Consider the following 14,142-nt stretch of genomic DNA (forward strand, 5'->3'; position numbering starts at 1 on the left):
ATATTGAGCGTGTGCTGCGACAGCGGGCCCCGCCGCTGACTATCCCCGCCGCTTGCCGTCCACCACCATTTCGCCCAGGAAATCCAGGAAGCACGCGATCCGCAGCGCGATCTGCGTGTTCCGGTAATACACCGCGTTGATCGACTGGAAGGAATCCACCGTGTCCTTCGCCAGCACCTGCACCAGGTCGCCGCGTTCCCGGTCCGCCTCGGTCAGGTAATCCGCCAGGCTCGCAATGCCCTGCCCGGCCAGGGCCAGCAGCCGCAGGGTCTCGCCGTTCGATGCGGCAATGCGCGGTTCGACCACGAACGGGTGGCCCGACTCATCGAGCACCGGCCACCGGTTCAGCCCCGGCAATTGATTGAATCCCAGCAAGTCATGCCCGCCCAGCGCCGCCACGTTGCGCGGCTTGCCGCGCTGGCGCAGATATTCCCGGCTGGCCAGCAAGCGCACGCGACTCATGAACAGATGCCGGGCACGCAAGGTGGAATCCTGCAGGGTGCCGATCCGGATGGCGACGTCGGTACGGTGTTCGAGCAGGTCGATGATGGCTTCGCTGCTGTCCAGTTCCAGCGTGATGTCGGGATAGCGTGCGCGAAACTCGCCCACCAGCGGCACGATCACATGGAACATGAACGCAGGCGCCGCATTGACGCGCAAGCGTCCCGACGGCTTCTGCTGCCGGATCGCGACCTGCTCTTCGGCATCTTCGACCGACGCAATGATCTGCCGGGCCTGCGCCAGAAACGCCGTGCCCTCTTCCGTCAGTTCAATGCGCCGCGTGGTGCGGTTCATGAGGGCGGTGCTCAGCTTCTTTTCGAGGCGGCTCAGCGCCCGGCTCACACCTGAAATCGTCTGCCCGAGTTCATTGGCCGCGGCCGTGATGGACCCGGTGTCGATCACGGTGCAGAAGGCGAGCAGTTCGTCGAGCGTGGTTTTCATTCTTGATCCTGCGTCAAAGATCTTCAGACATTAACCTGAAGCCTTGAACGCAGGGCGCCTGACTTGACCTGCTGCCGCCTTGTTGTCAGGCGTCAATGTCCCCAAAGATACGGGTCAGATCAACGCACTGCGATCCGGCGCGATGGGTACGGCGGTCTCTTCCGGGGCGCCGATCTTGATGCTGCCATCGGGCCGCTCATACGTGCCGATCAGGCAACCGCTGGCCACCGCGCGTTCGCGCAGCGCATCCAGCACTTCGTCGCGGCCAGGCGTCGACGAGAACGGCTCGCCCGCAGCCAGCGCGAATACCTGGAACGCGTACCGATGCGGGCCGTGGCCCGGTGGCGGGTCGGGTGGCAGCCACTTGGCGGTCAGGTAGGAATTGCGGCCGGTGTGCAGACCGTCATCGCCTTCGTGATCGGGGCTTTCCAATGCGCCGGCTTCCAGTGCGCCATCACTGCCCACGGGCAGGTCCACCACAATGGCGTGGACCAGAGGCCGGGGGGTCGGCGCATCGGCATCTTCAACGATCAGCACGACGGCGGCCGCATTGGACGGCACGCCCGACCACTGAACGGGTGGCGAGAGCCCGACACCGTCGGCCGTATACAGCTCGGGAATCGGCGCATGATCGACGAAGGCCATGCTATGCACGGTCAGCGACGCGCTGCCGGCCCCGGTGCCGATCTGGTTGAAAGCAATCTTGTCGAGCCCGGCCCGCTGGTTGTGCAGCGCGTGGCCGATACTGTCGGGCAGTTTTTCCAACATGATGGTTCTCCCTTGCGTGGCTCGCCCTAGACGCGCGTATGGCGCCCAAGGGCAATCCTCATCGTAGGAGCTTGCGGCGTAACACGGCGCGATAAGTTGCTACGAGACTCGACGGTGGGGGCTAGCGCGTCGCGGCGCTTCCGCGCACAGGTTGATTCAAGGTTCAAGATTGAATAGTTGGTGGCCGGCTCTTAGGATGCGTCTACATAACGACAAAAGCAGACTGGAGACACCATGTCCAACCTTCGTCCCGCCGCGCTGGCCCTTGCCGGCGTCGTGCTGGCGGGCGCCTCGGCGCTCGCCCCTGTGATCGCCCAGGCCCAGACCTTCCCCGACAAACCCATCCACATCATCGTGCCCTTGCCGCCTGGCGGGTCGAACGACGTGCTCGCGCGCATCGTGGGGCAGGAAATGTCCAAAACCTTCGGGCAACCGGTGATCGTGGAAAACAAGCCGGGTGCGGCCGGCAATATTGCGACCGACTACATCGCCAAGTCGGCCCCCGATGGCTACACCATTGCGATTGCGCCGAACCAGACGGTGGCGGTCAATCCGGTGCTGTATCCGAAGCTGCCGTTCGATGCGTCGCGGGATCTGACCGGCGTGACGATGATGGGACGTGTGCCGCTGGTGCTGGTGGTGCCGCCGCAGGTCAAGGCCAATTCGGTGGCGGACGTGATTGCGATGGCGAAGGCGTCGCCCGACAAGTTGACGTTTGCAACGGCCGGGTCGGGCAGTCCGCAGCACATGTCGGCCGAGATTTTCAAGTCGATGACGGGCGTGCGGATGACGCAGGTGCCGTATCGCGGGTCGGTGCCGGCGCTGGTGGACGTGCTGGCGGGCACGGTGGACATGATGTTCTGCCCGATCAATTCCGCCCTGCCCTATATCCGCAGCGGCAAGCTGCGGGCACTGGGCATCACGGGCGAAAAGCGCCTGCCGCTGCTGCCGGACGTGCCGACAATCGCCGAGACGTTGCCGGGCTATGAAAGCGATATCTGGATCGGGATGATTGCGCCGGCCAAGACACCGGCGCCGGTGATTGCCAAGCTCAATGCCGAACTGCGCCGCGCGCTGGCCTTGCCGGAAGTGAAGGACAAGCTGGCCGAGCAAGGCATCTTTACGGAAACGAGCACGCCGGAGGCCTTTACGGCCACGATGGCGGCCGACCAGAAGCGCTGGGCGGAAGTGATCAAGAACGCCAACATTCGGCCCGAGTGAATGCAGAAGGGGCCGGTCGATTCAATCGCTTGAACCCGCCGGCCCCTGCCAGGAAACTTCGCATCGGCGGCGGTTCAGCCGCCGATCAAAGGCTTACCAGCCCACGCATGCCCCATCGCTGCGGGGGTCCGAACCGCCTTCGAACAGACCACCGGGGTGCATCACCACCGCACCCGCATGACCCATGGTTTCGTCGTACGGCAGCAGCACATCCACTTCATGGCCCAGGGCACGCAGCGCGTCGACCGTGGCTTGCGGGAACCGCGCTTCAAGTTTGAGCGTGTCGCTGACCTGACCCCAGGTGCGGCCGAGCAGCCAGCGGGGCGCGTCGATGGCGGCCTGCGGATTCATGCCGAAATTGGCGATCCGGCTGAAGACCGCGCTTTGCGATTGCGGCTGGCCATCGCCGCCCATGTTGCCGTAGACCATGATCCGGCCGTCGTCGAAGTGCGCCATGGCCGGGTTGAGGGTGTGGAAGGGCTTGCGGCCGCCCATAAGCGGGTTGCGCGCGGCCGGGTCCAGCGAGAAGCTGCAGCCGCGGTTCTGCCAGTTCACGCCGGACTGGTCGAGGACGATGCCGCTGCCGAACTCGTGATAGATGCTCTGGATGAAGCTGACGGCCACGCCGTCCTTGTCGATCACGCCCATCCATACGGTATCGGCCGGGCCCTTGCCCTGGCCCCACGGCAGCGCGCGATCGGCTGACAGGGTCCGGGCCATGGCGTCGAGCGCAGCGGGATCGAGCAGGCTTTGCGGATCGATCCGCATGTGGGCGGGGTCGGTGATTTCGCGGTCACGGATCTTGAAGGCCTGCTTGGTGGCTTCGACGCAGGCATGCACGTACGACGCGCCCAGCGGGTCCATGTCGGCCTTGAACAGGCGGTCGAGCTGGCCCAGGATCATGAGCGACACCACGCCTTGCGTTGGCGGCGGCATGTTGTAGATCTTGCCCAGCGAATGCTGCAGCGCCAGCGGCGTCTTCCAGACGGCTTCGTGCCGGTTCAGGTCGGCCAGCGTCACGGGCGAGCCCACGGCGGCCAGGTCGCTCGCCATGCTTTGCGCGAGTTCGCCACGATAAAAATCATCAAGACCGTTGCGGGCCAGGTGGTCCAGCGTCGCGGCCAGGCGGGCTTGCACAAAGCGGGAGCCGGCCTGCGGCGCGGCGCCATCGGGCAGAAAGGTGCGTGCAAAGCCGGGCACGTCGATCAGCTCGTCGCGCTTGCCGGCGGTGCACAGAGCCTGGCTGCGGGTGACGGGAATGCCGTCGCGACCGTAGTCGATCGCGTCGCCGAGCAGGCGGGTCAGGGGCAGGCGGCCGCCCAGGGACTGCTGCGAATAGTGGTAGGCAGCGTCCCAGCCCGAAATGGTGCCGGCCACCGTGTTCGCGGCCAGGCGGCCCCGGAACGGGATGGCCGAGATGCCCTCGGCGCGGTAGCTATCGATGCTGGCCGCCGCGGCCGACGCGCCGCAGGCTTCCAGGCCGCGAGGCGCTTCGCCTGGACGCGAGATCAGCCAGAACCCGTCCCCACCGATACTGTTCATGTGCGGGTACACCACGGCAATGGTGGCGGCCGCGGCAATCATGGCTTCGACGGCGTTGCCGCCCTCGCGCAGAACGGCCATCGCGCTTTGCGAAGCCAGGGCGTTGGGCGCAACGGCCATGCCACGCGTGCCGCGGGCGGGGTTCGGGGTGAAATTCACGGGGATTCCTTTTGCCAATGCTGAACTGAGACGGCGCGACCACGTCGCGCGCAAACCTCAACTTTACGTCAGATCAATGGCGGCGATTCAGCCCGGCGCAGCAGTTCCCAGAAGGTCAGCACGGCGGGATTCTTCATCGACCGCTTCTTGGCGACAAAGGCGACCGGCGGTGACAGCTGCGGCAACTTGATCGGCAGCACCCGCACCTGCCCCGCCCATTCGTAGCTGACGCCGTGGTCGCGCGTGGCGACCGTCAGCAGCTTGGACCCGGTCAGCAGCGGCAGGGTGAACACGAACGACGAGGTCTCGATCAACGCTTCCGGCGGCGGCAGGCCTTCGGAGACGAACGCCGTGATCAGCACATGCCGCAGGTGCGACCCCGCCTTGGGCAGCACCCACGATTCCTTCACCAGGTCTTCAAGGAGGACGGCGTCGCAGCGGGCAAAGGGGTGATCGGGCGAGGCGACAACGCAGATTTCTTCGTCATACAGCGGGCTGTAGAAGAACGCCGGGCTCTGGAAGGATTCGATCCAGTCTTCGGGCATCCGGCCCAGGATGCAGTCGAGTTCGTCCTGCTGCAGGCACGCCGCCAGTTCGGACGACGTGGCGTCGCACAGTTCCAGACGGCAGGGAATTTCCGCCAGCAGCTGGGGCACGACCTTTTGCAGAACGCCGAAAAAGGTGTGCTGGACGGCGCCGATACGCAGCACAGGCGTCGCCTCGGGCTGCACCAGTTCCTGCGTCAGCATGGCCAGTTCGCTCGACACCCCGCGCAGCCGGCCAATGGCGATTTCGCCGGCCCTGGTCAGCGTCATGCCCTGGGCGGTACGGTCGAACAAAGGGATGTCGAAGGCGGCCTCGACCTCGCGCAGCATGGCGCTGGCTGTCGATTCCGTCATGTTCATGGCTTTCGCGGCCTGGTGCAGCGCCCCGGAATCGACCAGTGACTCCACCAGTTGAAGGTGACGAATACGCAGGTTGGATAACCCGGACTCCCCGACGTGCCTCATCCCCGCGCCTTTTTTCTTAAGGTCCAATGTGTCGGCGACGATAGCAAACACTTCGGCGGAGCGCCACGACAGCCGGGGGTCTTGCTGTCAATACAACGTTGGCGGTATCAGCCGTCCTGGGCGCCCGTCGTGCGGACCTTGATCACCTTCTGGCGGCGCTCCATTTCCTGGCGCAGTTCGCGGCGCAGCCCGGCCGCTTCAAACCGTTGTTTTTCTTCCTCGGTCTGCGGCTCCCGCGGTGGCACGACCGCCGGCACCCCGTCATCGTCCACCGCCACCATCGTGAAATAGCAGCTGTTGGTGTGCCGGACCGTCTTTTCGCGGATGTTTTCCGTCACGACCTTGATGCCGATCTCCATGGACGTGCGGCCGGTGTAGTTGACGGATGCATAAAAGGTGACCAGTTCGCCGACGTGGATCGCCTGCCGGAACACCACCTGGTCGACCGACAGGGTCACGACATAACGCCCCGCGTAGCGGCTGGCACAGGCATAGGCCACCTGGTCCAGGTACTTCAGAATCGTGCCGCCATGGACGTTGCCCGAGAAGTTCGCCATGTCGGGCGTCATCAGGATGGACATCGAAAGCTGGTGCTGGAGATCGTTCATTGCGAGCCACGCAAAAGAGAGGGACGTGGCGCGATTGTAATGACGCGATTCGCGTGCGGATGCCGGACTGTTGCAAAATAGCGGATGGAGGCGCCCGGCCTCCTCGCAACACGCATCAATCTGGAATCGCCATGCCCGCCATTACCTGTATCGAAGACCTGCGCCTGCTGGCCAAGAAGCGCGTCCCCCGCGCGTTTTACGACTATGCCGACAGCGGCTCGTACACCGAGGGCACCTATCGCGCCAACACCGCCGATTTGAGCGCGCTCAAGCTTCGCCAGCGGGTGGCCATCAACGTCGACGAACGTTCGGTCGCCACCACCCTTCTCGGCCAGCCCGTGACCATGCCGGTCGCCATCGCGCCGACCGGCCTGACCGGCATGCAGTGGGCCGACGGCGAAATCCTGGGGGCCCGGGCCGCGGAAGCCTTCGGCATTCCGTTCACGCTGTCGACCATGAGCATCTGCTCGATCGAAGACGTGGCCGCCGCAACGACCAAGCCCTTCTGGTTCCAGCTGTACGTGATGCGCGACCGCGAATTCGTGGCGTCGCTGATCCAGCGCGCCAAGGCTGCCAAGTGTTCCGCGCTGGTGCTGACGCTGGACTTGCAGATCCTGGGCCAGCGCCACAAGGACATCAAGAACGGCATGACCGTGCCGCTCAAGATCACTATGGCCAACATCCTGGACGTCATGAGCAAGCCGGGCTGGGCGCTGCGCATGGCCGGCGCCAAACGCAAGACCTTCGGCAATCTGGACGGCTTCGTGAAAGACACGACCGGCATCAACAGCCTGGGCCAGTGGACCGCCAGCCAGTTCGACCCGACCCTGTCGTGGGACGACGTGGCCTGGATCAAGTCGCAGTGGGGCGGCAAGCTGATCCTGAAGGGCATCCTGGATGTGGAAGATGCGCGGATCGCAGCGTCGTGCGGCGCGGATGCCATCGTCGTCAGCAACCACGGCGGCCGCCAGCTGGACGGCGCGCTTTCCAGCATTTCCGCCCTGCCTGCCATTGTCGATGCGGTTGGCAACGATATCGAAGTCATGTTCGACGGCGGCGTGCGCAGTGGCCAGGACGTGCTCAAAGCCTGCGCCGTGGGCGCGCGCGGCGTCATGATCGGCCGCGCCTTCCTGTATGCGCTGGGCGCGATGGGCCAGGAAGGCGTCACCACCATGCTGAATGTGATGCGCAGGGAACTGGACGTGAGCATGGCGCTGACCGGAACCAAGAACATTCAGGACGTGGGCCGGCATTTGCTGGTGGATACGCGGCAACTGGGGGCGTGAAGCTATTGCGTTCCGGCACGCAATTACTTGGCCTTGCTGCCCAGCAACAGGTCGCGAAAGGCGGCGGCGACGGGCGGCAGCACCCGTCCTGGCGGCCTTAGCACCACCAGAGTACGTGCGATCGACGGACGCCCGATGGGCTTCATCGCCAGACCCAGCCAGTCGACCAGGGGCTTGACCGCCAGCGTCAGCACCGACACCCCCAGCCCTTCGCGCGCCAGTCCCACCATCGTCCAGGGCAGGGACACCTCGTACCGGTACTCGAGTTGCAGACCCTCGCGGGCAAGCCGTTGGTCCAGGTGGCGTCTTACGGGGTTGCCCGGCAAGGGCCCGATGATCGGCTCCTTGCACACATGGCTCCATTCCACTGACTTGCGCGCAGCCAGGGGGTGATCCTTGCGCATCGCAACGATGTACTGATCGGAGTAGAACGGGGTGGCGATCAGCTCGGTGCGTTCGTCGGTCTGGGTCGCGATTCCCAGGTCGGCGGCGCCAGTGCGGACCTGCTCGCGCACGTGCTCTTCGGCAATGTCATGCACCGCGACGCGCACGCCCGGATGCTGCTGCGTGAACTCGCGCACGAGCGGCGGCAACATTAGCGTGCACTGTGCGCTGGGCGCAGCAATCGTGACGCGGCCACGCTGCAGGGTGGCCGCGCTGCGCGCGCCATCGACCAGGGTATCCAGATCATGCAACAGCCGCCGCGCCGCGGGCAGCATCTCGCTCCCTGTATCGGTCAGCCGGCAGCCCCGCGTGTGGCGGTCGAACACGCGCGTGCCGAGGGCGGCTTCCAGCCTGCCGATGGCGGCGCTGAGGGACGACTGCGACAGGCCCAGCCGTTCGGCCGCCTTGGTGAAGTGACCCGCGTCGGCCACGGCGACAAAGGCACGAAGCTCCGACAGCGTTGGCGAGCTAGGTAATGGATGCGTCATTGCAGTTCCAGGACATGGGCACCATCGATAAAAGCGATTGATTAATCGGATTGTGCGCCTTCACCGATTGTCATCGCACCGGTAGCCTTGGTCAAACCCTTCCCTGACGCCCGCCGTCATCCACAGGAACGACGCATGATCTCTGCTCTGTTTTCCGCCCCCTGGCGCCGCCGCATGGCCGTGCGTGTCACCGCCGCCCTGGTCTGCGCGGCAAGTGTCGGGGCCTTGCCCCCCGCCGCACACGCGCAAACGACACGCGTGCGGTTCACGCTGGACTGGCGTGTCGATGGTCCCGGCGCGATTGCCCTGCTGACTGAAGGCAAGGGATACTTCAAGCAAGAGAAACTGGACGTGTCGATCGATGCGGGCGCCGGGTCAGGCGCGGCCGTGCAGCGTATCGTCTCGGGCACGCATGACATCGGGTTTGCCGACATCAGTTCAGTGGTCGAGTATCTGGCATCGAATCCCTCCGGCGACAAGCTGCAGGCCGTGTATGTCCTGCTCGAGCGGGCGCCGTCGACGATCTTCGTCATGAAGAAGTCCGGCATCGACACCCCGGCCGGCCTGGCCGGGCGCAAGCTGGCAGCACCGGTGTTCGATGCGGGCCGCAAAGCGTGGCCGCTGTTCGCAAAGGCCAATCGCATCGATCCCGCCAGCGTGACTTGGCTGAACGTGGATCCCGCCCTTCGCGAAACGCTCATGGCACGCGGCGAAGTCGATGGCATTACCGGGTTCTTTTATACAAGCTTGCTCAATCTTGAAGCGCGCGGCGTCAAGGCCTCCGACATCACCTATTTCAAGTACGCCGATTACGGGGTGAATCTATATGGCAACGTGGTGGTCGCATCGCAACGCATGATCAAGGAGAACCCGCAAGCCGTCGCCGCTTTCGTGCGCGCGCTCAATCGCGGGATCAAGGACACGGTCAGGGATCCCAAGGAAGGCATCCGCTACGTCAAGCAACGCGAAGGCATCATCGATCCTGCCGTGGAAGAGCGCCGGCTGCGTTTCTTCCTCGACAATTTCCTGGCCACCCCGCAGGTGCGTCTGACCGGGCTGGGCGGGGTGGACAAGGCCCGGCTGCGGACCAACATCGTGCAGATCGTCGACGCCTACGGCTTGAAACGCTACGTGAGCCCAGAAGAGGTGTTCAACGACGCCTTCCTGCCAGTCGACGCGGAGCGCAAGCTGTGACAGCTTCGAACGCTTTCATCCGGGATGCCTGGTACGCCGTGGCGGCGTCGGCCGAAGTAGGTAATGCCCTGCTGGCGCGCGAGATCCTTGGCCTGCGAGTGGTGATCTATCGAACCGCGGCAGGGCAACCCGTTGTGCTGCGCGATCGCTGCGCGCACCGCTTTGCGCCGCTCTCGATGGGCGAGCGGGTCGGCGACACGGTCGAGTGTCCCTATCACGGCATGCGCTACGCCCCCGATGGCGTGTGTGTACGGGTACCGGGTCAATCGCGGATCCCGCCCGTTGCGCGCGTCACGAGCTACACGACGCTTGAACGGTATGGCCTGGTGTTTGCGTGGATGGACGAATCGGTGCCGGCCGATCCATCGCGGTTGGTGTCGATTTCACAGTACGACGCGCCGGGCTGGACGGTGTCACGCGGCTACCTGCGGTTTGCCGCCCGCTGGACCAACATCCTGGACAACCTGGTGGACCCGGCGCATACCGGCTTCGTGCATCGGCGCACGATCGGGGGCAAGGGGTCTGATGACGCGCCGATCACGGCAACGGAAGAAAACGGAGACGTGGTGTGCCGGCGATGGGTGAATGGCGAGCCGCCTGTGCCGATGATGCAGCGGTTCCTGGGACACGACCGGCCGATGGACCGGTGGCAGGTCTACCGGTTGGCTTTGCCTTGCGTGTCGTCAGTGGACTTTGGCGCCGTGGAAGCCGGGCAGCCGCATGACGATGCGGCGATGGATGCGGCGCCCTATCGCACCATTTCGTATGCGTTCCTGACGCCCGAGACGGCGCATTCCACGCACTACTTTTCGTTCCAGCTGCGCAATATCGCAGTGGACGATGCCGAGGTCACGCGCGAGTTCGAGGCCTTGTACCAGGCGACCTTCGATGAAGACCGGGTCCTGCTCGAAGCCATTGAACGAGAGGAGATTGCCGACCCCGACGCGGCGCCAATCATGCTGGCGAGCGACGCCGGGGTGGCGCGGCTGCGGCGCCTGCTGGGCCAGCGCGGCGCGTGATTGATCCGGCTGGCCTGCGGGTCCCTCGACGTTACTCGACCTTCACCCCGCCCTTTTCGATCACCGTGCGCCACCGCGCGATCTCGGTCACGATCAGCTTGGAAAAGACCTCTGGCGTGTTGGGGGTGGCCTCGGCGCCTTCGCTGGCCAGACGCGTTTCGATATCGGGCGATGACAGCGACTGGTTGATCTGTTTGTTGAGCTTTTCAACGATCGCCCGGGGCGTGTTGGCGGGCGCGACGACGCCGTACCACTGGTCGGCTTCGAAGCCCGCATAGCCGCTTTCGGCCACGGTCGGCACGTCGGGCATGAGCTTGACGCGGTGCGGAGACGACACGGCGATCGCGCGCAGCTGGCCTGCCTTGATCTGCGCATTGACCGCCGGCACACCCGTGAACATCATCTTGATGTGCCCTGCCAGCAGATCGTTCACCGCCGGGCCCGTGCCCTTGTACGGCACGTGCTGGATCTGCGCGCCGCTCTGCAGCTTCAGGTATTCGGTGGCAATGTGCGCCGCACTGCCATTGCCGCCAGACCCATAGTTGAGCTGGTTGGGGTTGGCCTTGGCATAGTCGACCAGTTCCTTCAAGGTCTTTGCGGGCACCGACGGATGCACGACCAGCACGTTCGGCACACGCGCCACCCATGCTACGGCCGCGAAAGACTTGATCGGGTCATACGGCAGCTTCGAATAGAGCGACGGCGTGACGGCCAGGGTGCCGATGTGCCCCATCAAGAGCGTGTAGCCGTCCGCAGGCGCCTTGGCGACCTTGTCCGCGCCGATGCTGCCGCCCGCACCTGGAATGTTCTCCACGACGACCGACTTGCCCCACGCGAGGCTCAGTTGCTGGGCGATGGTGCGACCCAAAATGTCGGTGGATCCCCCCGGCGTGAAGGGCACGATCATGCGCAGCGGCTTGTCGGGATAACTGGCGGCGTCCTGCGCAAGGGCGGTGCCGGTGATCAACGCCAGGGACGTAGCGGCCAGTGTCTGCAACACGTGGCGTTGGCGTGCGCGCGGAAGTAAGGTCATGGGTGTCTCGCATGTTGTTGTCAAAATCAATGATCGTGCGCATCTAGCAGGGTCCAGCTTCCCCGACCCAGGGCCGTATCAGAACGTCAGCGGCTGGCCGGGCTTGGCGACAATGACGCGGATGTCGCTCTGCCCCATCGCTTCCTGGAATTGCGCGGCAGTGCCCAGCGCCAGCGGGTTCGTGCCGTAGTGGATGGGGATCACCGCCTTCGGACGGATCATGTCCTTGACGGCCCACGCCGCATCGACCGGGTCCATCGTGAAATTACCGCCGATCGGCACCAATGCCAGGTCCGGCTTGTAGCGTTCATTGATCAGGCGCATGTCGCCAAAGGCGGCCGTGTCCCCCGCGTGATAGATCCGGAAGCCGTTCTCAAGCTCGATGATCCAGCCGACGGGTTCACCGCCCGGATGCGTCTCGTCCTTGCCCGATCCCGGATTGCGCCACACATAGACCGACGAATGTTCGGCACGTACGGCGGTCACCTTGATGCCGGGCGCCGGCTGCACGGTGCCGCCCTTGTTCATGCGGGGCAGCATGGCAGGCGGGAGCACACCCAAGGTCGTCAGCGCCTGGCTCAGATCCCCCGGCGCGCGCAGCGGCACGTTGTAGCGCTGGGACAGCGCGGGCGCATCGGCGATGTGATCAAAGTGGCCGTGACTGACCAGCAGCACGTCGATCTTGCCAAAGCCATCCAGTTCCTTGTACGGCAAAGGCGCGCTGGGGTTGGTCCGCAACCACGGATCGGTCACGATGACCTTGCCGCCCGGCGACGTGATCTTGAAGCCGGCTTGCCCGAGCCAGACGACTTCGACGGAGCCGGACATCGTTGGCGTGGTCGGGATGGTGGGCACCGCTGTCTGCGTCGGGGCAGCACAGCCCGCCATCAGTCCGGCAGCCGCCATGGCGATCGTTGCGTTTATCCAATGCTTCATGCCTGTCCCCTATGGATGTCGTGTCCGTGCGTCGGCAGCGATGCTGCTTTGGGGGTCGCTTTTCGAGCGCCCACTGTCGGGCAACTGCACCTTGCTGTCGGGAACTCAGTATACGGAGCATAGGTTGCGCCAACGCGGGTCCAGCCTTGCATGCTGAGGCGCAAGCGTTGCGTTCTACTTATTGCCGGTGGCTTCGACTGTCGCCTGACGCAGGCAGGCCAGGACGTGCGCGCACGCCGACGACGCCAGGGCGTCCCGCCGCTGGGAAATGCCGATGGCGCGCTCCGTCCCGACAAACGGGCCGCCCGCATGCACGAGCAGGCCGCCGTCCACCTCGGCCCGCACCTGCAAGGGCGAGACAAGAGCAATGTGGTCCCCGGAGAGCAACACCGACCGGACGACGGCGGTACTGTGCGCCTGCAGGGATACCTGCGGCGGTTCAATCCCGGCGGCGGCAAACAGGCCGTCGAACGCCATCTGCGCTGGGGTGCCGGGCAAGGCCCCGATCCACGGATACGCCACCATCTGTTTGAGTTGGGCCGCGACACCTTTACGCCGGAGCTTGCTCAGCAGTGGGTGCCCCGCCCGCACCACGGCCACGAACCGGTCCACGAACAGGACTTCTTCCACCAGGTCCGGCGCGGCCGCCGCCCCCCGCAGCGGCCCGACGACAAAGTCGATATCCGCCGCCCGCAGCATGTCGATCAGTGCGTCATACGTACCGTCCTTCACGGCCAGGCGCAGGTCTGGCTGCGCCGCGAGGGCCAAGGCCGCCGCGCGCGGCACCAGCACATCGCCCGCCATCGGCAGGGATCCGATCGACACATGCCGGCCCGTCAAGCCTCGCCACCGGGCAAGCTCTTCATGCCCGATGCGGATTTCGGCCAGCGCCTGCTGCGTGTGCAGCAGCAGCCAGCGCCCCGATTCATTCAGCCGCGTGCCAATCCGGGTGCGTTCGAACAACTGCACCTTGGCCAGATGCTCCAGCCGCCCCAAAGCCTGATGCAGCGCCGGCTGCGACATGCCCAGGGCCACCGCCGCCGCGCTCTCGGTCAGGTGCGCCGACCGCGCCGCCAGGGCTTGCAACGAGGTATCGCTGACCAGTCGCGGCAATGCCGCCACCGACGCCGGCGCCCCCCGCACCTGCAAGCCATCCGCCGCCGCACGCAGCAATTGCATGGCGCGCGCCACGCGCATCGCCAGCACCTCGCCCGCCGCGGTCGGCAGGACACCGCGCGCGCCGCGATCGAACAGACGGATGCCCAGCGTGGCCTCTGCACTTTGCACCGCGCGTGAGACTGATGATGACGATTGATGCAAGGCACGCGCGGCACGCGTCACGCTGCCGGTTTCGGCGACGGAAGCAAGGGTGCGCAGGACGCGCAGCGGAACGGTGTCTGTCATGGGGGCATTATTGCCGAGCGCGACCCGGACGACGGCCGCAGATGACCGCCGGTACTTATCTATCGAGGTCGACCGCGCCAATAGATAA

13 protein-coding genes are annotated in these 14,142 nt (G+C 65.3%); 4 read left to right on the forward strand and 9 right to left on the reverse strand.

The features are described 5' to 3' along the window. Positions 1-39 precede the first annotated feature (39 nt). A complete protein-coding gene (locus tag IE116_RS15805) occupies positions 40-942 on the reverse strand; it encodes a LysR family transcriptional regulator (RefSeq protein ID WP_189613913.1) in 903 nt (300 codons plus the stop codon). A gap of 114 nt (positions 943-1,056) precedes the next feature. Beyond that, a complete protein-coding gene (locus IE116_RS15810; RefSeq protein WP_189613914.1) occupies positions 1,057-1,710 on the reverse strand; it encodes a YbhB/YbcL family Raf kinase inhibitor-like protein in 654 nt (217 codons plus the stop codon). Positions 1,711-1,944: 234 nt separating this feature from the next. Here IE116_RS15810 and IE116_RS15815 point away from each other — a divergent pair, with 234 nt between their 5' ends. Then, positions 1,945-2,931, forward strand: a complete 987-nt coding sequence (locus IE116_RS15815) for a Bug family tripartite tricarboxylate transporter substrate binding protein (RefSeq protein ID WP_189613915.1) — start codon at positions 1,945-1,947, stop codon at positions 2,929-2,931. Positions 2,932-3,024: 93 nt separating this feature from the next. Here IE116_RS15815 and IE116_RS15820 read toward each other — a convergent pair whose 3' ends face one another. The 3 genes from IE116_RS15820 to IE116_RS15830 form a co-directional block, all read right to left on the reverse strand. Continuing rightward, positions 3,025-4,593, reverse strand: a complete 1,569-nt coding sequence (locus IE116_RS15820) for a gamma-glutamyltransferase family protein (RefSeq protein ID WP_189614690.1) — start codon at positions 4,591-4,593, stop codon at positions 3,025-3,027. 107 nt (positions 4,594-4,700) lie between these two features. Further along, complete coding sequence (locus IE116_RS15825; RefSeq protein WP_189613916.1) at positions 4,701-5,642, reverse strand: LysR family transcriptional regulator; 942 nt, start codon at positions 5,640-5,642, stop codon at positions 4,701-4,703. Between the two features lie 107 nt (positions 5,643-5,749). Next, positions 5,750-6,250 (reverse strand): acyl-CoA thioesterase, encoded by a 501-nt coding sequence (locus IE116_RS15830; RefSeq protein ID WP_189613917.1) that lies wholly within the window; start codon positions 6,248-6,250, stop codon positions 5,750-5,752. Positions 6,251-6,381: 131 nt separating this feature from the next. Here IE116_RS15830 and IE116_RS15835 point away from each other — a divergent pair, with 131 nt between their 5' ends. Further along, a complete protein-coding gene (locus IE116_RS15835) occupies positions 6,382-7,536 on the forward strand; it encodes an alpha-hydroxy acid oxidase (protein WP_189613918.1) in 1,155 nt (384 codons plus the stop codon). A gap of 23 nt (positions 7,537-7,559) precedes the next feature. Here IE116_RS15835 and IE116_RS15840 read toward each other — a convergent pair whose 3' ends face one another. Beyond that, a complete protein-coding gene (locus tag IE116_RS15840) occupies positions 7,560-8,468 on the reverse strand; it encodes a LysR family transcriptional regulator (protein WP_189613919.1) in 909 nt (302 codons plus the stop codon). Between the two features lie 135 nt (positions 8,469-8,603). Between IE116_RS15840 and IE116_RS15845 the strand changes: the two genes are divergently transcribed. Both IE116_RS15845 and IE116_RS15850 read left to right on the forward strand, forming a co-directional pair. Next, on the forward strand, positions 8,604-9,662 hold the full coding sequence (locus tag IE116_RS15845; RefSeq protein WP_229828209.1) for an ABC transporter substrate-binding protein: 1,059 nt from the start codon (positions 8,604-8,606) through the stop codon (positions 9,660-9,662). Further along, the gene (locus IE116_RS15850) at positions 9,659-10,681 is read left to right on the forward strand and encodes an aromatic ring-hydroxylating dioxygenase subunit alpha (protein ID WP_189613920.1); all 1,023 of its coding nucleotides are present in this window, start codon (positions 9,659-9,661) and stop codon (positions 10,679-10,681) included. The genes IE116_RS15845 and IE116_RS15850 overlap by 4 nt, the downstream gene beginning before the upstream one ends. A gap of 31 nt (positions 10,682-10,712) precedes the next feature. On the opposite strand, the gene IE116_RS15855 is transcribed toward IE116_RS15850, so the two are convergent. From IE116_RS15855 to IE116_RS15865, 3 genes are all read right to left on the reverse strand, one after another. Continuing rightward, positions 10,713-11,714 carry a Bug family tripartite tricarboxylate transporter substrate binding protein gene (locus tag IE116_RS15855; protein WP_189613921.1) on the reverse strand — a complete coding sequence of 334 codons (1,002 nt, stop codon included), beginning with the start codon at positions 11,712-11,714 and terminating at the stop codon, positions 10,713-10,715. A 78-nt stretch (positions 11,715-11,792) separates the two neighbouring features. Beyond that, positions 11,793-12,650 (reverse strand): metal-dependent hydrolase, encoded by an 858-nt coding sequence (locus IE116_RS15860; RefSeq protein ID WP_229828210.1) that lies wholly within the window; start codon positions 12,648-12,650, stop codon positions 11,793-11,795. Between the two features lie 174 nt (positions 12,651-12,824). Further along, entirely contained in the window at positions 12,825-14,054 is a 1,230-nt protein-coding gene (locus IE116_RS15865; RefSeq protein ID WP_189613922.1) for a LysR family transcriptional regulator, read from the reverse strand. Positions 14,055-14,142 lie beyond the last annotated feature (88 nt).

Source organism: Pigmentiphaga litoralis (assembly GCF_014651835.1).
Taxonomy (GTDB): Bacteria; Pseudomonadota; Gammaproteobacteria; order Burkholderiales; family Burkholderiaceae_B; genus Pigmentiphaga; species Pigmentiphaga litoralis.